The following is a 22,945-nucleotide window of genomic DNA, read 5'->3' as shown; positions in this document are numbered from 1 at the left end:
CTCGGCAATGGAGTCTCCTTGTCGCCACTGACTCCATAACCGCCTCTTCTGTTCCGCGTTCAGGCCTCTTGCGGTCGACCCTGCTTTGCTCATCGTCTCTCCCGGTCGTCATCACCATGTGGTGTTGCATTGACCAGTTGAAACCGCCCCAGCAAAGAAAAAGTGACCCGGGCGCCGGCAGGCGTCCGGAATGCCCGCTGCATAAGCGGCCCATTCGCGTCACCGCGAAAACCGAGCGAGACAGTCACTGGATGATTCACTTCGCTCACCCCTTCGGGACCGCCCTACGAGCGTTCTTCGCGCTACGCGCTCGTCCAGCCTACGCTGCGATAACGAGCAGAGCCCCGTCAACTCAGGAGGACGATGCCCCCAGGCAACTCCGTCACCCGAGCGCCGAAGGCCTCCCGAATCAACGTAGCAGCATCCGCCAGCTGATTAAGCGAAAACCGCGCATGCACCATGCGCGCGCCCAACACATCGTTGGTCAACACCAACCTCCCCGGCCGGTAGCGGTTGATCTCCGCCACCACATACGACAACGGCCGGTTGTCGAACACCAGCACGCGGCGGCGCCAGGCCATCGCCTGCTCCAGGTCCGCCGGGGCCGGCGGCGTCATCTCGCGCGCGCCGTAGCTGGCCTGTTGCGCGGCGCCGAGCGCTTCGCTCTGGCCGCGATAGTCCACGCGCACCGAGCCATCCAGCGCGGTGACTTCCACCGCGCCACCGAGGCAGCGCACATTGCATTGCGAACCCGGCTTGGCGCGCAGGCTGCCCTTGGCCGCCCACACGGTGACATCCCCTGCCCCATCGGCCAACTGCAACTGGATTTCGCCATCCAGCAATTCGATGCCGGCGAGCTTTTCATCCACCTTATGCAGGTTGAACGCGGTCTGCGTATTCATCTCCACCGTCACGCCCGGCGCCACCTGCACCGAACGCTGTTCGCCGGTGGCCGTGCGGAAATCGGCGGCCATGTCGGAGATGCCCGGCCACAACCGGAACGGCGGCTGCGCCAGCAGCAGGGCCGCAGCCGAAGCAGCGACGGCACCGCCGAGGAAGGCGCGGCGGGTCATCCGGCGCGGCGCCACGACGGGCGCGGGCGCGCGCTGCGCCAGGTTGGCCGCGGCCGTGCCGAGCCGCTCCCACATCAGGCGCGTCTCGGCGAAGGCCCGTGCATGCGCCACGCTCTGCGCCACCCAGTGGCGAAAACCCTGGGCATCGGCGGCCGTGGCGCGGCCGGATTTGAGCAGCAGCAGCCAGTCGCGCGCCTCGCGGTGCAGCGGCGAATCGTGGCCCAGGCTGGCGGAATTCGGTTCCATACCCGTCAAGACGCTTTTCCGGCCCCGGGACCGAACCGTTGCACCACGCGGCGATCCAGGCGCTCACCGCAATGCTCCAGGGCCTTCTTCAGTTCCTTGCCTACCATGCGCACCGAAATGCGGAAACGGTCGGCGATCTCCTGCTGCGGCAGGTCGTCCACCCGCGCGGCGAGCAGGATCTCGCGCTGGCGCACGGTGAGCTCGCCCAGGGCGTGTTCCAGCGCAGCGATCTCGATGCGGGCATGGGCGATGCGCGCCGGGTCCAGCGCCTCGTCGGCGATATGCAGCAGGTCCTGCACTTCCTCGCCGGTGAGATAGCGCGAATCGGCCTGGCGCTGGTCGGCGGCCACATTCAGCGCCATGCGGAACAGATAGCCGGCCGGGTTGTGCGACACCGGCGAGCTGTCGCCCAGGCGCTCGACCCGCAGATAGGTTTCCTGCAACACGTCGTTGACCAGGTCGTCCGAGCCCAGCCGCCGGCGCAGCCGCTTGCGCAGCTCCGGTTGCCATTCCAGGAACAGGCCCATCAGCGACAGCGAGGACGACATCGCCGACTCAGCAGTGCGCCGGACGCGAGGCGTCGGCGGGCAGCAAGAGCAAGGTCAGCGGCTGGGCCAGCCCCGGCGGCGGCGGATCCACGCGCAGGCCGCCGAGCACCGATTCGACCGCCTTGTCGCGCTCGGCGCTGCCGGTGCTGCCGAGCAGGCGCAGGCGATGCAGTTCGCCCGAGCCATCGATCCACACCTGCAAGGCCAGGCGATATTCCCCGGGATGCGTCAGCGGCGTGCGGCACAGCGCGGCTTCCACTGCGCTCTGCAAGGCGGCGCCGTAACTCGCGACCACGGTGTCACCCGTATCGGCGGACGACGCGGCCGGCACCATGCTGGCCACGCCGATGTCGGTGTCCACCGAAGGCATCAGCGTGAACGCCTTGTCCGAGGTGTAGCGCTCGCGCAGCCCCGTTCCCGCCAGCAAGCGACGCAAGGCGTCCTCCGGCGTAAATTCACCACGCGCGCCGGGGGACACACGCCCCACCAGCAGGCGCTCATCAACCAGCAAGGCCTGTCCCGTCACGTCGCTGAATGCCCTCACCGCGGTACTCAAAGGCTGCGGCTCGATGTCGAAAGACAAGCGCCCGCGTGCATCGTCGGCCGGACCCACCTGTGCCACTTGCTGCTCCATGGCATGGCCCGCCCCCCCACAAAACCCACACGCTGCCATCAGCGCCCACCTGGCGTACTTCATAGACCGATCTCCGGATCGCCGGTCGGCCCGACCACGCGCCGGGTGACGCTTTATACATCGGCTACACGTTTGGGAGGCTAGCAGTGGGTTGTGTCAGTTCTGTAACTGTCGCGTAAGGTAAGACCCGGGTGGGGGCTCACGGCGGCGGTGTGCGCTTCAGCGCAGCTTCGATCGAAGTAGGGAAACCGCCGCTGCCGGACAGCAGCGCCGCTATGGCGGCCAACATGCACAGCCTGTTCGTCCTGCGCATCGCCTCGCCTCCCTTGCGAACGGACCGCTCACAGCGCGTGGCGCGGAATGCCTTCGCGCTTAGTGCTTGCCCCCGGCAAGGCTATCCGCATCCAGCAGCCTCAGCACTTCATACGCAAACTCCACCCGCGCCTCAGTCGGATGGCTGCGATTGGCAAGAATCACCAGGCCCAATTTCTTCGCCGGCACGAAGGCGATATAGGCGCCGAAGCCATTGGTGGAGCCGGTCTTGTTGACGAGTACGGCATCGGTGGGCGGATGCGGCGGTTGCAGCGCGGTAACCGGCTGGTCCTGGCGGATCATCTGGCTGGCGTTGCCGCGCAGCAGGTCGTCGTGGCTGACCGGCCAAGGGTATTGCTCCCAGGCTAGGTCCTGGGTCATGGGGCCGCTCTGGTAATACGCGATGCGCGTATCGGCGATGGCACGCCGGGTGAGCGCATCCACCGGCGCTTCGCCGAGTTGCACGTGGAGGTAATGCAGCAGGTCTTTCGCGCTGGAGATCACGCCGTAGGCTTCGTCACCCAGCACGCCGGGGTTGACGCGCACGGGCTCGTCGTCGCTGTTGTAACCCTGCGCGTAATCGGCCTTCCTCGCATCCGGCACGCGGATATAAGTGCTGGCGAGTCCAAGCTTGGGCAATAGGGCGTGTTCCACCGCATCGGCGTAGTGCTCGCCCATCCGGTCCGCGGCGATCAGGCCGAGCATGCCGATGCTGGGGTTGGAATAACTGCGCTGGGTGCCTTCCGGATAGCGCGGCTGCCATGCCTTCAACCAGGCAATGAGCTGCTCGTGGTTGCCCACTTCGTCAGGCACCTGCAGCGGGAAGCCACCTGCGGTGTGCGTGCCCAGATCGAACAGCGCCACCTTGCCGAACGGCTTGCCCTGGAATTCGGGCAGGTATTCCTCGACGTGGCGATCGAGCGACAGCTTGCCTTCGGCCTGCGCATACGTAGCGAGTGTCGCGATAAAGGTCTTGCTGATCGAACCCAGCTCGAACAACGTGTCGCTGCCGACCTTGCGCTTGCTCTGCTTCGATACCACGCCGAAGTTGTAGAAGCGTTCCTTGCCGTCGACGGTGATGGCGATGGCCATGCCGGGGATCTGGTGGTCGTGCATGAAGGTATCGGCGGCGCGGCGCAGTTCGCTATCGAAGTCCGCCTTGGGTGCGGCATGGGCGGCGCCTGCGATAAGCAGCAGGCTGGCGGTGCAGAGTTTCCCGAATGAAGGCGGCAAGGTGGTTGCTCCTGGTTGGCCTGAGTGCGGGATGGTAAATGCACTGCTTCCTTGCCGCCGGGCGAAATCCTGGCAATCCGCGGGCGGCGCACGTTGGGGTTTGCGTTTGCCCACCCCAACCCACACGCCACTCTTCGATGTCAGATCAACATGCCACCGGACACCTCAATGCGCTGCGCATTCACCCAACGATTGTCCTCCATCAGCAGCGACGCGATCATCGGCCCGATATCGTCCGGCACGCCCGGGCGGCCGAGCGCCGTCAGCTCGGCCACGCGCCGATTGACCTCCGGGTTGTCGCGCACCATGCCGCCGCTGAAATCGGTTTCCACTGCGCCCGGCGCCACCGTGTTGACGGCGATGCCGCGCGGGCCCAGCTCCTTGGCCAGATAACGCGTCAGCACTTCGACCGCGCCTTTCATCGAGGCATACGGTGCGCTGCCCGGGAACGCGACGCGGGTAAGACCGCTGGAGACGTTGACGATGCGCCCGCCATCGTTGATGAGCGGCAACAGTTTCTGGGTGAGGAAGAACACGCCCTTGAAGTGCACACGGTACAAGCTGTCCATCTCTTCTTCGGTGGTATCCGCGATGGGTGCGTGGTGCGAAGTGCCCGCGTTGTTGACCAGATAATCGAAATGCTCGGCACCCGATGCCGTCAGCGCCTGGCGCACCTCGCCGACAAAGGCGTCGAATTGGGCGGTGTTGCCAGTATCCAACTGCAAGGCGACCGCCTTGCGCCCCGCCTGGGCGGCGAGCTTCGTCACCTCCGCGGCCTCCGCCTGATTGGCGCGATAAGTAAAGATGCTATCGACGCCTCGGCGCGCAAGGCTAAGCACGGTGTTGCGCCCGAGGCCACGGCTTCCGCCGGTGACGATGGCGATCTTCTTTGCAGCGACGATGGTGTTCATGGCAGGCCTTCAATGTGGAGAGAACCGGCGGAAAGCTTAGGCGCCGCTCGCGCCGCACCGAATGCCGGAACCGGCCCTGTTCTTGCCCGATCCTGCTCCACCAGCGACGCGGGCCGCGGGAATGGCGCTAGCATCCGTGGCTTGCATATCGAGGCCCCCGCCATGGCTGAAACACTGGTCGACATCGTCAAACGCCATACCGATGCACAGGGCGGCGAAGGCTTTCATGCGACGCCGATCAAGGGCTTCGCCTTGCTCCGCGCCAATCGCCGGCAACAGCACCCGACGCACCTGGTTTCCCAGCCCGTGCTGTGCGTGGTCGTGCAGGGCGCCAAGTGCAGCGTCTTCGGTAGTAGGCGTTACGACTACCGCGCCGGCCAGGCGCTGGTGGTAAGCGTGGACAAGATGCCGGGGTTGAGCCGCGTGACGCGGGCCAGTCCGTCCGAGCCTTACCTGTGCATCGTGCTGGAATTCGATCCGGCCGGGATGCGCGAGATGCTGGAAAGCATGCCGACGCCGCCAGCGCTGGCCGGCGGCGCGCAGCGCGGCATCTTCGTCACGGATTTCGCGGGCCCCGCCACCGAATGCGTATGGCGCATGGCACGGCTGCTCGATACACCGGAGGCGATCCCCGTACTCGCGCCGATGCTGCGGCGCGAGCTCTATTACTGGTTGCTGGCCGGACCGCATGGCGGCGAGATCGCCCATGTGGTGCTGGGCACCGGACACACGCAGCGGATGATGAAGGCGTTGCACGCGCTGTGCGACCAGTTCCGCGAACCCATGCGCATCGACGACCTGGCCGCCATCGCCCAGCTCAGTCCCTCGGCCTTCCATCGCCAGTTCAAGGCGCTCACCGCGATGACGCCGCTGCAATACCAGAAGCAGTTGCGCTTGCTGGAAGCGCGCCACCTGATGATGGCGGGCGTGGCGAACGCGGAATCGGCGGCGTATCGGGTCGGCTACGAAAGCCCCTCCCAATTCAGTCGCGAATACGCGCGGATGTTCGGTGCGCCGCCGCGGCGGGATGTGGTGGCCTTGAGTGCGGCGGTGGCCTGAGCGCAGGCACGCAAGCGCGCCGCTTTCATGGCTGCCCGGGCTTGGGCATTGCGTTAATTACCCCTTGTGAAAATACAGTGAAATGCCGACCTGCATTCGCTTCTCCCCGGAAGTAGGTGTACCGTCAATCCTTACCGCCCGCGGAGACTGCGATGAACCAGCCCCCCAAAGACATTTCGCTAGCCGAAATCCACTCGGCCTATGCAAGCAAGCCGCTCGACAAGAAAAAGACGCCGACCGGCGAGAAAACCAAGACCTACGCCAAATCGAGCCACTACGACCGCGACCCGAGCCATACCGGCGAGGCGCCGGCCAAGCCGGACGTCAAGCGCCCGGGCTCACGCAAGTAATTCGCTTAACCCTCCGGGACGGTCGAGCTCCCGGAGCTCCCTCCCCCCCCAAGGCGCCGCGGTCCGCTCCCAGGTCCGCCCCAGTCGCCGCATCATCCCCGGGGCCGCCCGATCGCCATAGCGCGCCGCGGCCCCATCGAACGGGGGAAAACCGAACATGCAACCAGGGCCAGGTGCGCAGCGCACCGGCCGGGATGCGTGCGTGCGCGCCGCCACGGGACTTCCGGCACGGGCGGCCCGGTGGCGGAGCCTGGGTAGACTCGCCCACCTTCTCCTGGCGGCCGCGGCGCATGTCGGATACTTCGGTCTTTCTGGCGCATGCGGGTATCGCCGCACTGCTCGCCCTGGGTGTCCTGCTGTTGCCGATCCGCGCGCACGGGCGGCGCGCCTTGATGGCCATCGTCGCGGGTGCCGGCCTGCTGCTCGGCGTGGCCTGGCTGGCCGGCGTGGCGCTGCTGCCGCTGGTTCCCGCCGCGGCCAAAGGGCTGCCGCGCCAGTTGATCGGCGGCACGGTGATGCTGGGTCCATGGCTGGTGGGCGCCGCCGTGGTGGCGACGATCGATGCGATAAGGCAGCGCACCGACGCAAGGCGTACGGCTACCCGGCTTGGCCTGGCTTTGTCGATCTATGTCGCGCTCAACTTCTTCGGCTTCGAGATCGGCAAGGCGCTGCACGATGCGCAGATGCGCCAGTTCTTCCAGGCGTCCGGTTATCCGGTGTGGTCGATGTATGCGGTGATGGCCGTCGAAACGCTGGCCGCGATCGCGCTGCTGATTCCACGCCTGCGCACGATGGCGGCGTGCGTGCTTGGCTTGATGATGCTCGGCGCCATCGCCACGCATGCGCGCAATGGTGATCCGTTTGGCGACTCGCTGGATGCGCTGCGGATGCTGCTGGTCAGTGCGTGCATCCTGTTGCTTGCACGGCGGCTCACAGCACGCGGGCAAAGGCTGGGATAAGCCGCAGTATCGCGGTCGTCAGCCAGCTCAACAGCAGCGTCCCGACAAAGACCAGCAAGGCCTTCTCGATCGCCGGCAGCGGCCGCTCGAGCAGTTTCCACTGCAGCCATGCCACGAACACGTAGTGCACGAGATAGATGCCATACGCGTTGCGCGACAGACTGTTGCCGATCCATCCGCCGCGCCGGAAGAAACGCAGGAATAGCGCCAGGAAGGCCAGGCACGACACGGCGCAGGACGCGACGAAACCCAGGTCCGCGGCGATGCGCCAGATGTCCGTGGCTTCCCCCGCAGCCCGAGCCGTGGCCAGGCCTCTCTGCATCGCCACCAGCACCACGTACACCAGCGGCGCCGCGATCAGCCACTCCCGCCAGCGCTGCGCAAGCGCGCCATCCGGGGTGAGCACGCCCTGCTCGAACGCTTTCGCGCCCATGCCGATGCCCATCACGAAGTACAGCGCATACAGCGGCACCCGCGTGATCTGCACGAAGAACGGCCCGAAACTGAGCCAGGCCATCGGATCCACCGTATGCGTCACCGGCAGATAGACCAGCGCCGAGAGGCCCGCCAGCAAACCGAACAACACGATCGGCCGCTGCCATGCCAGCAGGCGCCCCAGCGCCTGGCCAGCTTTGGGCGCGACCGCATACACCACAGCCGCCAGCACGCCGAACACCAGCAGCACCCATAGAAACCAGGCCGGCCCCGCCGGCCACACCGTCAGCTGCATCCAATCGCGCAGGAACCCGATCACCCCGCCAGCGCCTCCGCTGGTGCGCCAGGCCGGGTAGTACGCCAGCGGCGCTAGCAAGGCGGTGACGTACATAAACGGCACACCGAGGCGCAGCAGGCGCTCTCCCACGAAATCAACGACGCCGCGGCGTGCCAGGGCCGGCCACACGAACAGGCCGGAGACCAGGAACATCAAGGCCATGAAGAACACGTCGTTGAAGCCGACCACCCACTCGGCGCCGGACAGGCGCGCGCTATCCACCACCGGGAAGGCCGTCCACAGCAGCGCGGGCGAGAAGAAGGGAGCGGCCGGCGGTGCGTAGGGGTGATAGGCGAGCAAGCTGTGGTGCAACAGCACCAGCAGCGTGACGAAGGAACGCAGTCGATCCATGGCGACGTTGCGCGGCGTGGCGGTCATGGGGCTCGTGGTGGAGGGCGGTGAAGCGGCAGATTATCGTGTCCCGGCTCCGGCCGTGCGCCGCAACTTGGTAGCCACACCGCCCGTTTCCATCGACGTCGTCCCGGCGCAGGCCGGACGAGCGCGCCTACGGGCCCCACTTCTGCGCTACGCGCCATTCGCTGCGCAGCACGGCGGCATAGATCTCACCGTCCTTCGCCTTGCCACCCGTCGCCTCGAGGATCGCCTGCGTGCGCGCCGCCTGTGCCGCGAGGCCCGGCTTGCGCTGCACTTCGCCCAGCAGTCGCCAATGTCCGGTGGCGGTCTGCTGCAGCACGACGAAACCCGCTGACGCGGGCTGCTGGGGACGTTCGGCCATGGGGCGCTCCTCGGGTTTTCGCGGCATCTGCATGCCGCGTGCTCGGCGGATGGTTCATCATGCCCCTCTACGTTGACAACCCACTCGAGGAACGCAGCATGAAACTCGGCATGATCGGCCTGGGCAGGATGGGCGCCAATATGGCGCAGCGCCTGATGCGCGGTGGACACGCGATCGTCGGCTTCGATCCGCAGCCGGCGGCGCGCAAAGCGCTCGAAGACAAGGGCGCCGCATCGGCGCCATCACTCGCAGCGCTGGTCGGCGCCCTGCCCGCGCCGCGCACGCTGTGGCTGATGGTGCCGGCGGGCGAGCCCACCGACGCCAGCCTCGACATCCTGCTGCCGCTGCTTGGCGCGGGCGACACGGTGATCGACGGCGGCAACTCCTACTACAAGGACACGCTACGCCGCGCGAAACGTTTTACCGAACACGGCATCGCCTACGTCGATTGCGGCACCAGCGGCGGCATCTGGGGACTGGACGAAGGCTACAGCCTGATGATCGGCGGCGACGAAGCGGCGATCGAACGCCTGCGTCCGCTGTTCGAAACGCTGGCGCCGGCGCAGGACCGCGGCTGGGCGCGGGTGGGCCCGGTCGGTTCCGGCCACTTCACCAAGATGGTCCACAACGGCATCGAGTACGGCCTGATGCAGGCCTATGCGGAAGGCTTCGCCATCCTCAAGCACAAGACCGAGTTCGATCTGGACCTGCACCAGATCGCCGAGATCTGGCGCCACGGCAGCGTGGTGCGTTCCTGGCTGCTCGACCTCACGCCGACGCGTTGCAGAAGAACCCGCAGATGGCCGGCATCGCGCCGTACGTGCCCGATTCCGGCGAGGGCCGCTGGACGGTGGATGAGGCGATCGAGCTCAATGTGCCAACGCCGGTGATCGCGCAATCGTTGATCGAACGCCTGCGTTCGCGCGACAAGGATTCGTTCGCCGACAAGCTGCTGGCGTCGATGCGCAACGAGTTTGGCGGGCACGCCATCACCAGGGAATAGCCGTCACCGGGCGAGCGGCGCGCACGGAAGGTGGCGGCACGCATGCATGATGGTCGCTCAAGCGGGCGACGACCATGCGGCCGGGTCACGAAGACGTAGCACATCCGATACATGCTTCATGACTTGAACACAGCGCCCGCCGTGCGAATCAGCGAACACGGTGTCTCCCGCAAAGCGCTTCAGCAACCCTGCTCGTTGGCGATATCCTCGCGGTCTTCGCAGCGCAGGAACCATGCCGGCGACTGCGAAGACCTCAGCATCCATCCACGGAGTCCAAAGCCATGACCAACAAGATCGTTACCAAAGATGGCGTCGAAATCTTCTACAAGGACTGGGGCAAGGGCCAGCCCGTCGTCTTCAGCCATGGCTGGCCGCTGTCCTCGGACGACTGGGACGCGCAGATGCTGTTCTTCCTGGATCACGGCTATCGGGTGATCGCGCATGACCGCCGCGGCCACGGTCGTTCCACCCAGACCGATAGCGGCAACGACATGGAGCATTACGCCGCCGATCTCGCGGCGCTCACCGAAGCGCTGGACCTGCGCGACGCCATCCATATCGGCCATTCCACCGGCGGCGGCGAAGTGGCGGCCTATGTGGCGCGCCATGGCCAGCAGCGCACTGCCAAGATCGTGCTGATCGGCGCGGTGCCGCCGATCATGGTCAAGAACGCCAGCAACCCCGGCGGCACGCCGCTCGAAGTGTTCGATGACTTCCGCAAGCAGCTCGTCGCCAACCGCGCGCAGTTCTTCCTGGATATCCCGGCCGGTCCGTTCTACGGCTTCAACCGTCCTGGCGCCCAGGTCTCCGAGGGCGTCATCCGCAACTGGTGGCGGCAGGGCATGATGGGCGGCACCAAGGCCCATTACGACTGCATCAAGGCGTTCTCGGAAACCGATTTCACCGAGGACCTGAAGAAGATCGAGCAGCCCGCGCTGGTGCTGCACGGCGACGACGACCAGGTGGTGCCGTACCAGGATGCCGGCGTGCTGTCGGCGAAGATCCTGAAGAATGCCACCTTGAAGATTTATCCCGGCTTTCCGCACGGGATGGCGACGACGCACGCGGATGTCATCAACAACGACATCCTGGCGTTCATCAAGAGCTGATGCAGTGAAGGCGGCCTCGCGAGCAGCGGGGCCGCCTGTTGCGTTGATAGGGCCTTATCGGCAGACGGCTGCCCGCCAGCCTGCTCAGACCAAGGCCCTGCCGGCAGCCTTCTAAACGATCGCTTTCCGACCCAGCCCGAACACGTAGTACAGCACCGTCAACGACACCAGCCACAACGGCCCCACGATCAAGGCCACCCGCGTGTCGGGAAAATAAGCCATCAAGCCGATCACCAGCACCAGGAAGGCCAGCGCCAGATACGAGGCGTACGGAAAGAACGGCATGCGGAACACCAGTTGCTCACACTGGGCCGCGCTCAGGCTGCGGCGGTATTTCATCTGCGTGATCAGCACGATGGCCCAGGTCCAGATCGCGCCGAAGGTCGCCGCCGAGGTTACCCACACGAACACCTGCGCCGGCACCAGGTAGTTGAGCAGCACGCCGAGGAGCAAGGCGGCCAGCGAAACCAGGATCGCCCAGTACGGAATGCCGCTGCGCGAGGTCACTGCAAAGGCGCGCGGCGCCTGCCCCTGCTGGGCCAGGTTGAACAGCATGCGGCCGGTGCTGTAGATGCCGCCGTTGCAGGACGACAGCGCCGCGGTCAGCACCACGAAGTTGATGATGCCGGCGGCCGACTTGATGCCCAGCCGCTCGAAGGTCATCACGAACGGACTGCCGTGCGTGCCCAGCTCGTTCCACGGATAGATCGACAGGATTACGAACAGCGCGCCGACATAGAAGATCAGGATGCGCCAGAACACCGAGTTGATCGCGTCGGGAATCGACTTCTTCGGGTTATCCGCCTCGCCGGCGGTGAGGCCGATCATTTCCACGCCCAGGTAGGCGAACATCACCATCTGCAACGCCATCAGCATGCCCTTGACGCCGTTGGGCATGAAGCCGCCATGCGCCCAAAGATTGCTGATGCCGGTGGGCGTACCATGGTTGCCGAGGCCGAACACGATCATGGCGCCGCCGCCGATGATCATCAGCACGATTGTTACCACCTTGATCATGGCGAACCAGAATTCGAACTCGCCATAGGCCTTGACCGCGGCCAGGTTCACCGCGCCCATGGTCACCAGCGCCGCCAATGCCCAGATCCATTGCGGCACATCCGGAAACCACACGCCCATGTAGACGCCTACCGCGGTGATTTCCGCGATGCAGGTCATTATCCACATGAACCAGTAATTCCAGCCGGTGAGATAACCCGGCAATGGCCCGAGATAATCCTGTGCATAACGGCTGAAGGAGCCGGCCACCGGGTTCTGCACGGCCATCTCGCCGAGCGCGCGCATGATGATGAAGATCGCCAGGCCGCCCAGCACATAGGACAGCAGGATGGCCGGGCCGGCGAGCCTGATCGCATTGGCCGAGCCCAGGAACAGGCCGACGCCGATGGCCGAGCCCAGGGCCATCAGGCGGATATGGCGTTCCTGCAGGCCGCGGTGAAGCGATTCGTTGGTTTGCATGGAGTTTCCCGTGCTGGGGACAGCTTGGATTGTTCGGCAAACCGGGCCCCTGCCCCGGTCCACCGATCGCTTGGACGTTCGATCTTGGCTCGAACCGGCCGATTGAAGCCATTGACCTGGGCAACTGCAAGTGCCCGCGGCTTCAGTGTTCCAGGTTATTGAACAGGTCAGGGCCGATATTCTTGTAGCTTGGGTCGTCGTGATTCACGACGCCATGCAACGCCTCGCGGCCCTCGATACCTGCATCCCGTGCAATGAGCGCGGGGTCGCGGCACATGCGAGGCGCCTGTCGATCACCGTTATTTGTGATCCCGGCGGAACAGCGCCCACTCCTCGATACGTTCGCCACCGGGCAGCGTGCAATAGCCCGATTCGCCGCCGTCCTTGCCCTTGACGATCTCCAACTTGCCACCGAGCTGCTGGCAGTAGACCGAGGCCGGGTTAGCCAACTGGGCTGCGCCGGTGGGGGCAGCGCGCTCGGCAGGCGAGGTGCACGCGGCCAGCAGCGTGATCAGGAGCGCGAGGACGAAAGTCTTCATGGCGCGATAATCCCTGGAAAGTAAGGCTGGGGGAGTCTACGGCGTAAGCCGGGGCAGCGCGCCTATGACTGCGCGAAATAGAGAAGCAGGACAGCCCGTGGAAGGGTGCCGGCGAAAAGCACCCGGTCGATATACGGGCCGATACGTATGAACTTGCCGAATTCCCGGCCCGGCAGATCGCTGGAGCCAAGTCATGGGTAATCGCCCTCCTCCATAACGTGTGGAGGTCCCGACAATGCTTATTGCGCTTCGCCCCTGCGCCTGCCGAGATCGAACAGGAAATAAGCCGCCGGAACGAAATAAAACACCATCCAATGACCCGAGAACCCGCGCACTTCTTCGGCCTTGAATCCCGCGTATTCCGTCGCGCTGATTTCGCGAATCAGCTGGCCGTGATTCATGAGGAGATACTTCCCATCTCTGTGGGCTCATATTCCTGACCTGATGTCCGTATCCCGCACCCAGCCCGCCAAATGGCGGGCACAGAGCAATAGCCTGCGAATCTCAAACCTGCCGCATCAACCCAAGGTCCGCACCCGAAAGTTACGCCCCTTGATCTTGCCCGCCCGCAAGCGCTCCAGCGCCTTGCTCGCCAAGGCCCGGCTGACCGCCACGTAGGCGCGGGTGGCAAACACATCGATCTTGCCGACGTCGTCCGCCTTGAGGCCGGCGTCGCCGGTGAGTGCACCGAGGATGTCGCCGGGGCGGAGCTTGTCCTGCCGGCCGGCGTCGATCACCAGTGTTTTCATCGGCGCCAGGTTCAAGGTCTTGCCGCGCGGCGGTGACAGCTTGAGCGGTTGCCATGCCAGCGGCTGGCCGAGCACCTGTTCGATATTGTCGGCCTTCGGCTTCTCGCGGGGAGTGCACAGGGTGATCGCCAGGCCGGTCTGTCCGGCGCGGCCGGTGCGGCCGATGCGGTGGGTATGGGTGTCGGGATCGTGGGCGATGTCGTAGCTGAGCACCAGCGGCAAGGCGGTGATGTCGAGTCCACGGGCGGCCACGTCGGTGGCCACCAGTACGGCGCAGCTGCGGTTGGCGAATCGCACCAGCACTTCGTCGCGGTCGCGCTGCTCCATATCGCCGTGCAGGGCCAGTGCGGAAAAGCCGCGCTGATCCAGATCCTGCGCCACGGCGTCCACGTCGCGGCGCATATTGCAGAACACCAGGGCGTGCTGGCCGCGTTCGCCGGTCAGCAACTGCGCCAGCGCATCGAGCTTGCGCGCCGGGTCGACCTCGACGAAACGCTGTTCGATGGCGGGCCGCGTTTCGGCCGGTGCCTCCACGGTGATTTCCACCGGATCGCGCTGCAGGCGCCGGCTTACTTCGCGGATGTCGTCCGGATACGTGGCCGAAAACAGCAGCGTCTGATGATGCTTGGCAATGCGTCCGACGATGTCGTCGATCGCCTCGCTGAAGCCCATGTCCAGCATGCGGTCGGCCTCGTCCAGCACCAGCACCTGGATGCCGCCGCCATGCAGGCTGCCGCGCTTGAGGTGTTCCTGCACGCGGCCCGGCGTGCCGACCACGATGTGCGGGTCGTGCGTCAGCGAGGCCAGCTGCGGCCCCAGCGGCATGCCACCGCACAGGGTCAGCAGCTTGACGTTGGGGATGTTCGCGGCGAGCTTGCGGATGGATTTGCTCACCTGGTCGGCCAGCTCGCGCGTCGGGCACAGCACCAGCGCCTGCAAGCGGATCGTCTCCACGTTCAGCGACTGCAGCAGGCTCAGGCCGAACGCCGCGGTCTTGCCGCTGCCCGTCTGCGCCTGCGCGATCACGTCACGCCCTTCCAGCATGGGCGGGAGGCTCTGCGCCTGGATCGGGGTCATCTCGTCGTAGCCCAGCGCCTGGACGCTGGCGAGCAAGGCGGGCTTGAGGGGGAGCGTGGTGAAGGCGGTCATGCGACATCATCGCATGAGCGGTGGCGCATCGTGCCTTTTCGGCCAGCGGCGGCTTGATCAGAACGATTGAAGAGAGGTGCCTACCGCTCCGGCCAATACCACGCCGGCTCCTCCAACTCCTTCAACCCCACCACTCGCGTCTGGCTCAAGTTCTTTTCCAGCGCCACCTCGTTGCATCCCGCTGCCTCCTTCAGCGCCGCAATCAAGCGCCCCGCGTGCGACACCACCCAGACCTGGCTGCGCGTTGAAGCCTGCACGATTAAGCGCGCCAGCGCCGGCAGCAGGTCGGGATGCAGGCTGGTCTCCGGTTCGTTCAACACCATCAGCGGCGGCGGCCTCGGTGTATGCAGGGCGGCGATCCACAGCAGATAGCGCAGCGTGCCGTCGGAGAGCTCGGCGGCGGAAAGCGGGCGCAGCAGCCCGTGCTGGGTGAACCGGAGATTGAAACGCCCGCCATCCGTGTCGACGCGGACGAACGCGCCGGGAAAGGCGTCCTCGACCGCCGCGTTCAGCGCCTGCGTGTCGCCGATCTCGACAATGGTCTGCCACGCAGCCGCCAGATCGCCACCTTCGTGACTGAGCACCGGAGTGCGCGTGCCCAGCGGCGCCATGCGCGCAGGCGCGTCGCGGTCGGTGCGGAAATGGTCGTAGAAGCGCCACTGGCGGATCGATTCGCGCATCACCATCGCTTCCGGCGCACGTTCCGGATCGGCGAGCTGGGTGAACAGGCTCTCGAAGGCGTTCAGATGTTCGGCGACTACACGCCATTGGCGGCCATCCCTTGCGCGCGCCATGGCACCGCGACGATCCACCAGCAGGTTGGCCTGACGTAGGAACGGGCCAGCCCAGATCGCTTCGCGCTTGATCTGCGGATCGAACTCGAAAGCCGTTGGAGCATCGGAGGGCGGCGGCAAACCCAGGTCGATCGCATAACCGAAATCGTCACCGGCAAAGCCCAGTTTGAGCGCTACCGGTTCCTGCCGCGGCAGGCCCTGGATGGGTATTTCGCCGGTGAGCATGCGGCGCGTGATCTTTTCCGGCCCCGCCCACAAGGTGGACGACAATCCTCCCTCGCGCGCCAGCGCACTCACCACGCCGCCGTGCGCGGTTTCCGCCAGCAGACGCAGGGCGCGATAGAGGTTGGACTTGCCGCTGCCATTGGCGCCGGTGATCAGGTTGAGCCGGCCCAGTGGAATGGTGAGGGAGAGCAGGGAGCGGTAGTTGGCGATGGCCAGGGTGTTGATCATGGGTTGCGTCCGAGCAGGAGCCCACGTGGGTGGGATGTCGGGGATGGTCCATGGCGGGCGGCTCATCCGGTGAGACGGGAAGAATCAATGACTGGAGCACCACCTGCGCAAAAACATGAATCGCAAGCTGCGCCGCTACGGCCCCTCCTCTTCAAAACGCCGATAAGCAGCCAATCCAAATAACCAGGCGGTGACGATTGCCAGCAAATTGATCCTGACCACTAGATCCGGATCATCGAAGACCCGATATTTCACCGTCAGGCCCAATTGGAATGCATAAAGGCCATCGGGGAGCCTCACCTCTACGACCTGGAACAGATAGAACACGGCGGCCAGGCCAAGCGTTATCCAGGTGGGCTTGAGCAGGCGCCATATAAGGAGACCTGCCGAGATCAGCCCGATGGGGAGGAGCGTCCAAACCCTCCATCCTGATCCATAGATGACTACCCCACCGCCAATCACGTGGATTCCGATGGCGACGTTGAGACAGAGCCATCCGTACAACGCCCACTCGAATGCCGTCGGTTTCTTTTCTTCCACGGTTTTCCCCTGAGCTGCCGACAGCGCTTTCGAACCAGCTAGCGCTCGATCGTCTCCGCAATGTAGCGCAGCAAAGGAGCTGCGTGCATCAGCATCAGGGACGGCCCGTCCTCTTTGATGTCGCTGTCGAGAAGACTCAGCAGAAATTCCCAGCTGTCGCCGAGGCTGCCAACTTCCCGGACCTCCGTGATGGGAGTCTGGACGTCGTAAACCGCCTCGCTGCCGATTTGCCAGAAGTAATCGCGGTCCAGTGCAAGCTCCGGTCCATGGACACGTTCGGCGTGCTCGAGAAGGCCATTGATGACGCGACGGAGGTCGCCAAGCTGGATGACGGGGTGCTTGAGCATGGGTCAGGTGCCATGTGCGCGATGGATGTGGACGGGGTTGAACACGATCAGTTCCGGCGAATCGACAAAGCAAGGCTGTTTATCGGCCAGATGCTCGTGATTGTACGAAGCGCCCATGCTCTCCATGCTTTCTGCAGAAGCGAGCAGAAAGGAAGCCATTTTCCTCAGCTCTTCAGGACTGGCGACGAGGGTGACTTCCGCCAGCACTTTCGGCCCCTTCTCTTCGACCGACATCTCTTCGTCGATATACCCATAAATCTTCATAGGGCACCAAGCCCCTTAAGGTAAGCACAAAACATATCGGCCATGGCATCCGCATAAGCCTTGATCTCCCCATCCGTGCGCGGACTCTCCGAAAACTCCTTCCCCACCGCACTCATCGTCGCCTTCACCAACTCCCCCGCCATCATCCGCTTCGCTTTCGGCGCCTTGGGCAATACCTCCCGCATGAAGGCCTGCATCGCGCGCTCACCCGAGGCCTTCACCTGCTTCGCCTCCGGCGCATCGCGATAGAGAGGGGCGGCATCGCTCAGCGCCACACGCATGGCGGCCTCTTCGCACTCGGAGCGGAGGAAGGCGTGGATCAGCGCGCGCAGGCGGTCCAGCGGCGGTTTGCGCTGGTCCTGCAGGATTTCATGCAGCAGGCCGGTGGTCTGTTGCCATTCGTCGCTCTGCAGGCGGAACAGGATCGCCGCCTTGTTCGGGAAGTACTGGTACAGCGAGCCGATGCTGACGCCGGCCTTCTCGGCCACGCGCGCCGTGGTGAAACGATGGGCGCCCTCCTTCGCCAAAACCTGAGCAGCCGCTTCCAGAATGGCGGCGACGAGCTCGTTCGAGCGCGCCTGTTTAGGCTGTTTTCGCGAGGAAATCCTGGGGTTTTGACGTTCGGCCATGACGGCTCCGGCAATGCGAATAGGAAACCTGACGAATTAGTCGCATTCTAATCCGGCCCCGCAACGAACATGCAAGTCCCGGAGAAAACCAAATGACTACCCTTACCACCGCCCCGCTCGCCCCGCTGCTGGATGACCTGTTCGCGCAGTCCAAGGCAAACAGCCCGAACTGGTCCGATTTCCCGCGCGAGGAACTGTCGCGGCTGATGCACAGCAAGACCGAATATCTCGATCTGTATGGACGCCTGAAGGATCTGTGGCTTCCCGTGTCGCGCGAAACAGCACAATTGCTCTACATGCTGGCGCGTGGCTGCCGCGCAAGGAACATCGTTGAGTTCGGCACCTCGTTCGGCATTTCCACCCTGCATCTGGCGGCCGCCTTGCGCGACAACGGTGGCGGCCGCCTGATCACCACGGAATTCGAACCATCCAAGGTGGCGCAGGCACGCGAGCATTTGAAAGCTGGCGGCGTGATCGACCTGGTCGAGATTCGCGAAGGCGACGCACTGAAGACACTGAGCGCGGATCTGCCGGAGTCGATCGATCTGGTCTTGCTCGACGGCGCGAAAGCGCTTTACCCGGAGGTGCTTAGCCTGCTCGAAAGCCGCCTGCGTCCTGGCGCGCTGGTGGTGGCGGATAACGCCGATTACAGCCCGGAATACCTGGAGCGCGTGCGTTCCCCGGCGAGCGGTTATCTGTCGGTGCCGTTCGCGGACGATGTCGAGCTGTCGATGCGGCTCGGCTGATGGCGATCTGATCGGCCTTAAGACGGGCCGCGGAGGACAACGATGAGCAATAGTCTCCTGCTCCACATCCTTGCGCTGGCGGAACGGATCGAGCCGGACCGGGAGGCGATCTGGGAGTGGTTCTTTCGAACGCCCATCACGCCTTTTGGGAAGACGGCTTATGAGCTGGGCATCGATGACCAGGGGGATGCGGTGCTCGCCTTCCTCGAGCGTGCGGTTGACGATGCAGTTCGCCTCATCGACGGACCCGCCCAGCCCGCCACGCAGTAACCCGCGGGCTTATCGCGCCGACTGCCGTGCAGGCGGCGCGAACTGCGGAAGCTTGAACGCCGGCACCGGCAAGGTCACCTCCGTCGGCAGGTCGTTCAGTTCACCCGTCCGCAGGAAGGCATACACGGCGCTCTTGGCCGCCGGTTCGTTGCGCAGCTGATAGAACACGCCATCGTGGCCGCCCCGATGCACCACGATGCCGCGGCCATGCGGAAAGTAGGCCAGCTGCGTCAGCATGTTCTCCAGCGGCGTCGAGGTATCCCAATCGCCATGCACCAGCAGCACGGGAATGTCGCTGCGCGCGAATGCGCGGAACGCATCGCCCATGTCGGGCGTGGGCCAGTCCTTGGCGGAAGCGATATAGCTGGCGAAACCGCCGGTGCCCAGCATGGCGACCGCCGGATCGTTGCGCAGCAGGAATTCGCGCTGGGGCGTTTCGCCCAGGCTGGTGTCGATCAAGGGGCCGATCAATTTGTAAGGCTTGGCGCGACGGTCTTCGATCGCCTCCTGCGCCCACGCCTCGTGATGGCCGTAGTACTGCGACAGGACGAACGCGGGCCAGCTTTCCGCATCGCCGGCCTGCTCCAGCAGCGCCGACTGGAAATCCACCTGCCCGAGCACGATGGCCTGCTCTTTCCCGTCGCTGCCCCTCACCTTCACGCGCACCGGCGCCTTGGCGAAGCGCGTTTCCAGCGTGCGCACCGCCGCCATCAAGCCGCCTTCGGGGAGGTAAGGCGCCAACCCTGCGTCCTTGTCGGCGTCGAACGCGATCCGCTGCATCGCGGCGAAGACCTGCGAAGGCATGTCGTAGCCATAGTCCAGCGGCTCGACGCTCGACAGCACCGCGCGCGCCACGGTTTCCGGATGCAGGCGCATCACCGCCAGGCTCCACTGCGAACCGAAGCTGCCGCCGAACAGACTGAGGTGGTCGTAGCCGAGCGCGCGCCGCAGATCGTTCACGTCTTCCGCGCAGGCCGCGATGGTGTAGCCGGACAGGTCCTTGTCCGGATGTGCGGCCACGGCGGCCTTGGCCAGCGCGATGGTGCCGGCGATATCCGCCGCGATGGTGGCGGGGCGATCCAGCGGTTCGGCTGGCGCGGTGATCTCCAATCGCTCGCCGCGCACCGTATAGCCACGCTGCTCGATCACCACCAGGTCGCCGACGCTGGCATAGGTCAGCCACGATGCAAGCCGTGCACGGACTGCGGGGCTGCTGCTGTCCAGCGCATCCAACACGCTGAGGCCAGGGCCACCCGGCAACCAGAACACCGGCGGCGCGCCGGTGGGCGTCTTCGCCTTCAAGCGTGCGAATCCGACGCCGATGATCCGGCTGCCGGGCGCCTGGCGATTCTCCGGCACGTAAAGCGTGCCGACTTCGTAGGGAACGGACGAGCCGTCCGCGGCCTGCACCACGCCGCTCTGGACGACGATGTCGCCGGCTTTCGGCGAGGCGGCAGAAGCGCTTGAAGAGAAAACCATGCATGCCAGCCATAACGGCAACATGGCGACGATCGACCTCGGCGGATAGCTGCGCGGCATACGTCAGACTCCGGTGGCGATAGCGCGGAGCTTCAGCGGACGAATGTCTTCGTGTCAACGTACTTTCGTCACCCCTGCACAGGGGCGGCGCCACTCAAGCCACGGGAAGATCGATCCCCTCGATAAACTTCCGCCGCGGAAACCACTTCTTTCCCGCATCGCGCAGCTTCACCGCCACTTTGGGCATCGCCTCCAGCGTGGCGGGAATGGCCTGGTAGACATTGGTCGCCGCGGTCTCCCAGCGCGCGAAATGCATCTCCCCCAGGGCCTGCTTGAACTGCTCCATGGTGATCGGCTTGCCCATGATGCCGGCGCGCGCGGCCATCGGGTGCACGATCTCGAACAACAGGTCGTTGCGGATATTGAGGTGCAGAATGCAATCGTCGTAACGGCGCTGCGAGGCTTCCACTTCCACGATCAGGTGGGCATCGCCCCGCTCCACCAGGAAGGTCAGGTCTTCCGCGCGCTGGCGCGCATGGCTGCTGGGTGGGCTGGGGAAAGCGCGGAGATTGGAAATCTGGTGCCAGCTGTCCTTGCCCTTGGACAACTCGGCCTGCACCGTGGTCAGGTAATGGGCCTGCGATACCAGCACCAGGATCGCGCGATTGATCGCGCCGGCACGCAGCTCTTCGCGCCGCATGGCTTCATTGATGCCCTGGTATTTGAAGGCGAGGATCGCGCCCAGCAGCGTGCCCAGGAACGGGAACGTCCAGGTCGCCAGCTCCTTCGGCGATACGGCTTCCGTATAGAACGCCACCGCAACCAGCAGCCCTACGAACAGCAAGGCGAGCAGCGCGAGCAGCCCTCCACCTACGCCAGACAGTCTCATGGGATCACCCTTCGGCCACCAGTCCGGTCCCCCTGGTCGATCGACGATGCTCGCACAGCATAGTGTGAAGGCGCCGCCGGGCCGGGCCTGGACAGCGGGCGAAGGGGGTTGCCGTTCAGGCAACCCGGATCGCGCTTACTTCCCGCCGTTCTCGATGCTGTGGTGGTCGTAGCTGACCACCCGCGTCAATTGCCATTGGCCGTTCTGGTAACGCCAGATATGGAGGAACTTGCCCTCGCCCTGGCAGGTCTTGGTGGCGATCTCGCAGAAACGGTGCGTGCCGGTTTCGATCGCGCCGTAATCCTTGATCGGATACACCTCCAGCGTGCCGACCAGCTCGCGCCGCACCTTGTGGCAGATATTGCGGCGGGTAGCCTCGACCACCGGCTCGCGGCCGGCCATCAGGCCCGCCTTGTCGTGATAGAACTCCACGTCGGCGCTGAAGTAATCGCCGAAGGTTTTCAGGTCGCAATGGTTATATGCGTCGAAGACTTTCTTATCGAGTTCGTTGACGGTGCGCACCAGCGCATCGCCTTCCGGGATGGCCGAAGGCGTGGCGGCCTGGGCCACGCCGCACACGAACAGCGGGAACAGCAACAGGGCAAGACGCGAACGGCGTGAGTCGGACATGGAAGGCTCCTGGTCGGTTGCATAGCCTGACGGTTGATCACCGCCCTGCCCGTCGGCCCTGGAAGCCTAAGCCTTCAGGGCCACCCGCACAGCATGCCTGATGGCATCCCGGCTCAGCCTTGCAACTGCGCCAGTTGCTGGCGCAGGTCCTGGTTCTCCGCGGTCAGCTCGGCCACCCGCTGGCGCAGCTGCAGCAGTTCTTCGCGCTCGCTCATCTCCACCGGTTCCGCAACGCCCTCGGCTTCTTCGCGCTCCTTTTGACGCGGCTTGCGCTTGGCCTCGCGCACGCGCTTGGCCGCTTCCTTCAATTGCTTCCCGCCCGCCTCGGCGGCCGCGCGCTGCTCCTCGGCCGGCAGGCTGGCCACGGCGGCAGCGGCATTGATCGACAGGACACCGGACTTCACCGCGGCAACCACTTCCTCGGTGGCCTGCTTCTGGATCTTCTCGATCAGGCCGACCTGGCTATGGCTGAGGCGCGCTTCGCGAGCCAGGTCTTCGCGGCTGGGCACGGTTGCGGGAGCTTCCACGGCGACGACGTCGGCCCGCGCTTCCGCGACAGCATCCACCTCGAAAGGCGGCGCCTCTTCCTCGACCTCCCTGCTCCGCCCCCGCCGCGCCGCCAGGATCTCCCGCTTGCGTAGCGCCAGCACGCCGCGCTGGAACGGCGAAACGCTGCGCCGCCCCAGGTGTTGCTCGATCATCCACAGATGCACGTCTTCCATCGACTGGAAGCGCGCGTGCTGGATGGTCTGGAACGGCAGGTCGTGCTTGCGGCAGACGCTGTAGCGGTGATGGCCGTCGACCAGGGTGTCGCCCCACAGCACCAGCGCGTCGCGGCAACCCTCGGCGAGGATGCTGCGCTCCAGCGCCTCGTACTCGTCGGGCGTCATGGGGTCGATATAGGCCTTGAGTTCCTCGTTGACGACCAGGTCCGTCATTGCGTGTCTTCCGGAATGGCAAAGGGGGCGCATTGTAGAGAGGGCGAGGCGCGCGCGCTGCCTTGACGCGGAGCGTCATTTGCCCTCTCGCCGGCCTTGCCAACCGGG

Annotated in this window: 27 protein-coding genes and 1 pseudogene; 7 read left to right on the top strand and 21 right to left on the bottom strand. The window is 65.2% G+C overall.

Going from position 1 to position 22,945, the window contains the following annotated elements; genetic code table 11:
- Window positions 1-347: 347 nt before the first annotated feature.
- From AB4083_RS18340 to AB4083_RS18320, 5 genes are all read right to left on the bottom strand, one after another.
- Window positions 348-1,319: a FecR family protein gene (locus AB4083_RS18340; RefSeq protein WP_441609762.1), complete on the bottom strand. Its 972-nt coding sequence runs from the start codon at window positions 1,317-1,319 to the stop codon at window positions 348-350.
- Between the two features lie 5 nt (window positions 1,320-1,324).
- Window positions 1,325-1,867 carry an RNA polymerase sigma factor gene (locus tag AB4083_RS18335; RefSeq protein ID WP_441609760.1) on the bottom strand — a complete coding sequence of 181 codons (543 nt, stop codon included), beginning with the start codon at window positions 1,865-1,867 and terminating at the stop codon, window positions 1,325-1,327.
- A gap of 7 nt (window positions 1,868-1,874) precedes the next feature.
- Entirely contained in the window at window positions 1,875-2,501 is a 627-nt protein-coding gene (locus AB4083_RS18330; RefSeq protein WP_441609758.1) for an STN domain-containing protein, read from the bottom strand.
- Window positions 2,502-2,873: 372 nt separating this feature from the next.
- Complete coding sequence (gene ampC / locus AB4083_RS18325; protein ID WP_441609756.1) at window positions 2,874-4,046, bottom strand: class C beta-lactamase; 1,173 nt, start codon at window positions 4,044-4,046, stop codon at window positions 2,874-2,876.
- 140 nt (window positions 4,047-4,186) lie between these two features.
- Window positions 4,187-4,957: an SDR family NAD(P)-dependent oxidoreductase gene (locus AB4083_RS18320; protein WP_441609754.1), complete on the bottom strand. Its 771-nt coding sequence runs from the start codon at window positions 4,955-4,957 to the stop codon at window positions 4,187-4,189.
- Window positions 4,958-5,119: 162 nt separating this feature from the next.
- Here AB4083_RS18320 and AB4083_RS18315 point away from each other — a divergent pair, with 162 nt between their 5' ends.
- From AB4083_RS18315 to AB4083_RS18305, 3 genes are all read left to right on the top strand, one after another.
- Complete coding sequence (locus tag AB4083_RS18315; RefSeq protein WP_441609752.1) at window positions 5,120-6,016, top strand: AraC family transcriptional regulator; 897 nt, start codon at window positions 5,120-5,122, stop codon at window positions 6,014-6,016.
- Window positions 6,017-6,168: 152 nt separating this feature from the next.
- A complete protein-coding gene (locus AB4083_RS18310; RefSeq protein ID WP_441609750.1) occupies window positions 6,169-6,366 on the top strand; it encodes a hypothetical protein in 198 nt (65 codons plus the stop codon).
- A gap of 290 nt (window positions 6,367-6,656) precedes the next feature.
- Window positions 6,657-7,325, top strand: coding sequence for a DoxX family protein (locus AB4083_RS18305; protein WP_441609749.1), 669 nt, complete (start codon window positions 6,657-6,659; stop codon window positions 7,323-7,325).
- Here the strand turns inward: AB4083_RS18305 and AB4083_RS18300 are convergent.
- Entirely contained in the window at window positions 7,297-8,475 is a 1,179-nt protein-coding gene (locus tag AB4083_RS18300) for an acyltransferase family protein (RefSeq protein ID WP_441609747.1), read from the bottom strand. The two genes, AB4083_RS18305 and AB4083_RS18300, sit on opposite strands and share 29 nt — an antisense overlap.
- Window positions 8,476-8,602: 127 nt before the next feature.
- The gene (locus AB4083_RS18295; protein WP_441609745.1) at window positions 8,603-8,833 is read right to left on the bottom strand and encodes a hypothetical protein; all 231 of its coding nucleotides are present in this window, start codon (window positions 8,831-8,833) and stop codon (window positions 8,603-8,605) included.
- 98 nt (window positions 8,834-8,931) lie between these two features.
- On the opposite strand from AB4083_RS18295, the pseudogene gnd reads away from it, so the two are divergent.
- Together gnd and AB4083_RS18285 are read left to right on the top strand one after the other, a co-directional pair.
- A pseudogene (gnd, locus tag AB4083_RS18290) lies at window positions 8,932-9,836 on the top strand (phosphogluconate dehydrogenase (NAD(+)-dependent, decarboxylating)).
- A 281-nt stretch (window positions 9,837-10,117) separates the two neighbouring features.
- Window positions 10,118-10,945 carry an alpha/beta fold hydrolase gene (locus AB4083_RS18285; protein WP_441609743.1) on the top strand — a complete coding sequence of 276 codons (828 nt, stop codon included), beginning with the start codon at window positions 10,118-10,120 and terminating at the stop codon, window positions 10,943-10,945.
- A 111-nt stretch (window positions 10,946-11,056) separates the two neighbouring features.
- Here the strand turns inward: AB4083_RS18285 and AB4083_RS18280 are convergent, their stop codons facing one another.
- The 10 genes from AB4083_RS18280 to AB4083_RS18235 all read right to left on the bottom strand — a co-directional run bounded on the left by AB4083_RS18280 (window position 11,057) and on the right by AB4083_RS18235 (window position 17,885).
- Window positions 11,057-12,421 carry an amino acid permease gene (locus tag AB4083_RS18280; protein WP_441609741.1) on the bottom strand — a complete coding sequence of 455 codons (1,365 nt, stop codon included), beginning with the start codon at window positions 12,419-12,421 and terminating at the stop codon, window positions 11,057-11,059.
- Window positions 12,422-12,563: 142 nt separating this feature from the next.
- On the bottom strand, window positions 12,564-12,698 hold the full coding sequence (locus tag AB4083_RS18275; protein WP_441609739.1) for a hypothetical protein: 135 nt from the start codon (window positions 12,696-12,698) through the stop codon (window positions 12,564-12,566).
- Between the two features lie 22 nt (window positions 12,699-12,720).
- A complete protein-coding gene (locus AB4083_RS18270; protein ID WP_441609737.1) occupies window positions 12,721-12,960 on the bottom strand; it encodes a putative hemolysin in 240 nt (79 codons plus the stop codon).
- Window positions 12,961-13,199: 239 nt separating this feature from the next.
- Window positions 13,200-13,361: a hypothetical protein gene (locus AB4083_RS18265; RefSeq protein WP_441609735.1), complete on the bottom strand. Its 162-nt coding sequence runs from the start codon at window positions 13,359-13,361 to the stop codon at window positions 13,200-13,202.
- Window positions 13,362-13,478: 117 nt separating this feature from the next.
- Window positions 13,479-14,858 carry an ATP-dependent RNA helicase DbpA gene (gene dbpA / locus AB4083_RS18260; protein WP_441609733.1) on the bottom strand — a complete coding sequence of 460 codons (1,380 nt, stop codon included), beginning with the start codon at window positions 14,856-14,858 and terminating at the stop codon, window positions 13,479-13,481.
- 80 nt (window positions 14,859-14,938) lie between these two features.
- Window positions 14,939-16,105, bottom strand: a complete 1,167-nt coding sequence (locus AB4083_RS18255; RefSeq protein ID WP_441609732.1) for an AAA family ATPase — start codon at window positions 16,103-16,105, stop codon at window positions 14,939-14,941.
- Window positions 16,106-16,240: 135 nt separating this feature from the next.
- Window positions 16,241-16,645 (bottom strand): hypothetical protein, encoded by a 405-nt coding sequence (locus AB4083_RS18250; protein ID WP_441609730.1) that lies wholly within the window; start codon window positions 16,643-16,645, stop codon window positions 16,241-16,243.
- Between the two features lie 38 nt (window positions 16,646-16,683).
- Window positions 16,684-16,992, bottom strand: coding sequence for a hypothetical protein (locus tag AB4083_RS18245; protein WP_441609729.1), 309 nt, complete (start codon window positions 16,990-16,992; stop codon window positions 16,684-16,686).
- Between the two features lie 3 nt (window positions 16,993-16,995).
- Window positions 16,996-17,256 carry an Imm32 family immunity protein gene (locus tag AB4083_RS18240; RefSeq protein ID WP_441609727.1) on the bottom strand — a complete coding sequence of 87 codons (261 nt, stop codon included), beginning with the start codon at window positions 17,254-17,256 and terminating at the stop codon, window positions 16,996-16,998.
- Window positions 17,253-17,885, bottom strand: coding sequence for a TetR family transcriptional regulator (locus tag AB4083_RS18235; RefSeq protein ID WP_441609726.1), 633 nt, complete (start codon window positions 17,883-17,885; stop codon window positions 17,253-17,255). Before AB4083_RS18235 ends, AB4083_RS18240 begins: the two co-directional genes overlap by 4 nt.
- Window positions 17,886-17,977: 92 nt before the next feature.
- Between AB4083_RS18235 and AB4083_RS18230 the strand changes: the two genes are divergently transcribed.
- Window positions 17,978-18,631, top strand: coding sequence for an O-methyltransferase (locus tag AB4083_RS18230; protein ID WP_441609724.1), 654 nt, complete (start codon window positions 17,978-17,980; stop codon window positions 18,629-18,631).
- A 42-nt stretch (window positions 18,632-18,673) separates the two neighbouring features.
- On the top strand, window positions 18,674-18,901 hold the full coding sequence (locus tag AB4083_RS18225) for a hypothetical protein (RefSeq protein WP_441609722.1): 228 nt from the start codon (window positions 18,674-18,676) through the stop codon (window positions 18,899-18,901).
- A gap of 9 nt (window positions 18,902-18,910) precedes the next feature.
- Here AB4083_RS18225 and AB4083_RS18220 read toward each other — a convergent pair whose 3' ends face one another.
- The 4 genes from AB4083_RS18220 to AB4083_RS18205 all read right to left on the bottom strand — a co-directional run bounded on the left by AB4083_RS18220 (window position 18,911) and on the right by AB4083_RS18205 (window position 22,837).
- Window positions 18,911-20,380, bottom strand: a complete 1,470-nt coding sequence (locus AB4083_RS18220; protein WP_441609720.1) for an alpha/beta hydrolase — start codon at window positions 20,378-20,380, stop codon at window positions 18,911-18,913.
- Between the two features lie 154 nt (window positions 20,381-20,534).
- Window positions 20,535-21,269 (bottom strand): hypothetical protein, encoded by a 735-nt coding sequence (locus tag AB4083_RS18215; RefSeq protein ID WP_441609718.1) that lies wholly within the window; start codon window positions 21,267-21,269, stop codon window positions 20,535-20,537.
- 135 nt (window positions 21,270-21,404) lie between these two features.
- Window positions 21,405-21,899, bottom strand: a complete 495-nt coding sequence (locus tag AB4083_RS18210; protein WP_441609716.1) for a nuclear transport factor 2 family protein — start codon at window positions 21,897-21,899, stop codon at window positions 21,405-21,407.
- Between the two features lie 113 nt (window positions 21,900-22,012).
- Entirely contained in the window at window positions 22,013-22,837 is an 825-nt protein-coding gene (locus AB4083_RS18205) for a plasmid replication/partition related protein (RefSeq protein ID WP_441609714.1), read from the bottom strand.
- Between the last annotated feature and the right edge of the window lie 108 nt (window positions 22,838-22,945).

Origin of the sequence: Dyella sp. 2RAB6, assembly GCF_052115385.1 — a bacterium.
Lineage (GTDB): Bacteria > Pseudomonadota > Gammaproteobacteria > Xanthomonadales > Rhodanobacteraceae > Dyella_D.
The sequence above is the reverse complement of the archived record's forward strand: the minus strand, read 5'-3'. Positions and strand labels throughout refer to the sequence as shown.

What these genes read in the sequence shown, in the direction of transcription:
- AB4083_RS18340 (WP_441609762.1), bottom strand. Translation starts at nt 1,319, where the DNA reads ATGGAACCGAATTCCGCCAGCCTGGGCCACGATTCGCCGCTGCACCGC.
- AB4083_RS18335 (WP_441609760.1), bottom strand. Translation starts at nt 1,867, where the DNA reads ATGTCGTCCTCGCTGTCGCTGATGGGCCTGTTCCTGGAATGGCAACCG.
- AB4083_RS18330 (WP_441609758.1), bottom strand. Translation starts at nt 2,501, where the DNA reads ATGGAGCAGCAAGTGGCACAGGTGGGTCCGGCCGACGATGCACGCGGG.
- AB4083_RS18320 (WP_441609754.1), bottom strand. Translation starts at nt 4,957, where the DNA reads ATGAACACCATCGTCGCTGCAAAGAAGATCGCCATCGTCACCGGCGGA.
- AB4083_RS18315 (WP_441609752.1), top strand. Translation starts at nt 5,120, where the DNA reads ATGGCTGAAACACTGGTCGACATCGTCAAACGCCATACCGATGCACAG.
- AB4083_RS18310 (WP_441609750.1), top strand. Translation starts at nt 6,169, where the DNA reads ATGAACCAGCCCCCCAAAGACATTTCGCTAGCCGAAATCCACTCGGCC.
- AB4083_RS18305 (WP_441609749.1), top strand. Translation starts at nt 6,657, where the DNA reads ATGTCGGATACTTCGGTCTTTCTGGCGCATGCGGGTATCGCCGCACTG.
- AB4083_RS18300 (WP_441609747.1), bottom strand. Translation starts at nt 8,475, where the DNA reads ATGACCGCCACGCCGCGCAACGTCGCCATGGATCGACTGCGTTCCTTC.
- AB4083_RS18295 (WP_441609745.1), bottom strand. Translation starts at nt 8,833, where the DNA reads ATGGCCGAACGTCCCCAGCAGCCCGCGTCAGCGGGTTTCGTCGTGCTG.
- AB4083_RS18285 (WP_441609743.1), top strand. Translation starts at nt 10,118, where the DNA reads ATGACCAACAAGATCGTTACCAAAGATGGCGTCGAAATCTTCTACAAG.
- AB4083_RS18280 (WP_441609741.1), bottom strand. Translation starts at nt 12,421, where the DNA reads ATGCAAACCAACGAATCGCTTCACCGCGGCCTGCAGGAACGCCATATC.
- AB4083_RS18275 (WP_441609739.1), bottom strand. Translation starts at nt 12,698, where the DNA reads ATGTGCCGCGACCCCGCGCTCATTGCACGGGATGCAGGTATCGAGGGC.
- AB4083_RS18270 (WP_441609737.1), bottom strand. Translation starts at nt 12,960, where the DNA reads ATGAAGACTTTCGTCCTCGCGCTCCTGATCACGCTGCTGGCCGCGTGC.
- AB4083_RS18265 (WP_441609735.1), bottom strand. Translation starts at nt 13,361, where the DNA reads ATGAATCACGGCCAGCTGATTCGCGAAATCAGCGCGACGGAATACGCG.
- dbpA (WP_441609733.1), bottom strand. Translation starts at nt 14,858, where the DNA reads ATGACCGCCTTCACCACGCTCCCCCTCAAGCCCGCCTTGCTCGCCAGC.
- AB4083_RS18255 (WP_441609732.1), bottom strand. Translation starts at nt 16,105, where the DNA reads ATGATCAACACCCTGGCCATCGCCAACTACCGCTCCCTGCTCTCCCTC.
- AB4083_RS18245 (WP_441609729.1), bottom strand. Translation starts at nt 16,992, where the DNA reads ATGCTCAAGCACCCCGTCATCCAGCTTGGCGACCTCCGTCGCGTCATC.
- AB4083_RS18240 (WP_441609727.1), bottom strand. Translation starts at nt 17,256, where the DNA reads ATGAAGATTTATGGGTATATCGACGAAGAGATGTCGGTCGAAGAGAAG.
- AB4083_RS18235 (WP_441609726.1), bottom strand. Translation starts at nt 17,885, where the DNA reads ATGGCCGAACGTCAAAACCCCAGGATTTCCTCGCGAAAACAGCCTAAA.
- AB4083_RS18230 (WP_441609724.1), top strand. Translation starts at nt 17,978, where the DNA reads ATGACTACCCTTACCACCGCCCCGCTCGCCCCGCTGCTGGATGACCTG.
- AB4083_RS18225 (WP_441609722.1), top strand. Translation starts at nt 18,674, where the DNA reads ATGAGCAATAGTCTCCTGCTCCACATCCTTGCGCTGGCGGAACGGATC.
- AB4083_RS18220 (WP_441609720.1), bottom strand. Translation starts at nt 20,380, where the DNA reads ATGGTTTTCTCTTCAAGCGCTTCTGCCGCCTCGCCGAAAGCCGGCGAC.
- AB4083_RS18215 (WP_441609718.1), bottom strand. Translation starts at nt 21,269, where the DNA reads ATGAGACTGTCTGGCGTAGGTGGAGGGCTGCTCGCGCTGCTCGCCTTG.
- AB4083_RS18210 (WP_441609716.1), bottom strand. Translation starts at nt 21,899, where the DNA reads ATGTCCGACTCACGCCGTTCGCGTCTTGCCCTGTTGCTGTTCCCGCTG.
- AB4083_RS18205 (WP_441609714.1), bottom strand. Translation starts at nt 22,837, where the DNA reads ATGACGGACCTGGTCGTCAACGAGGAACTCAAGGCCTATATCGACCCC.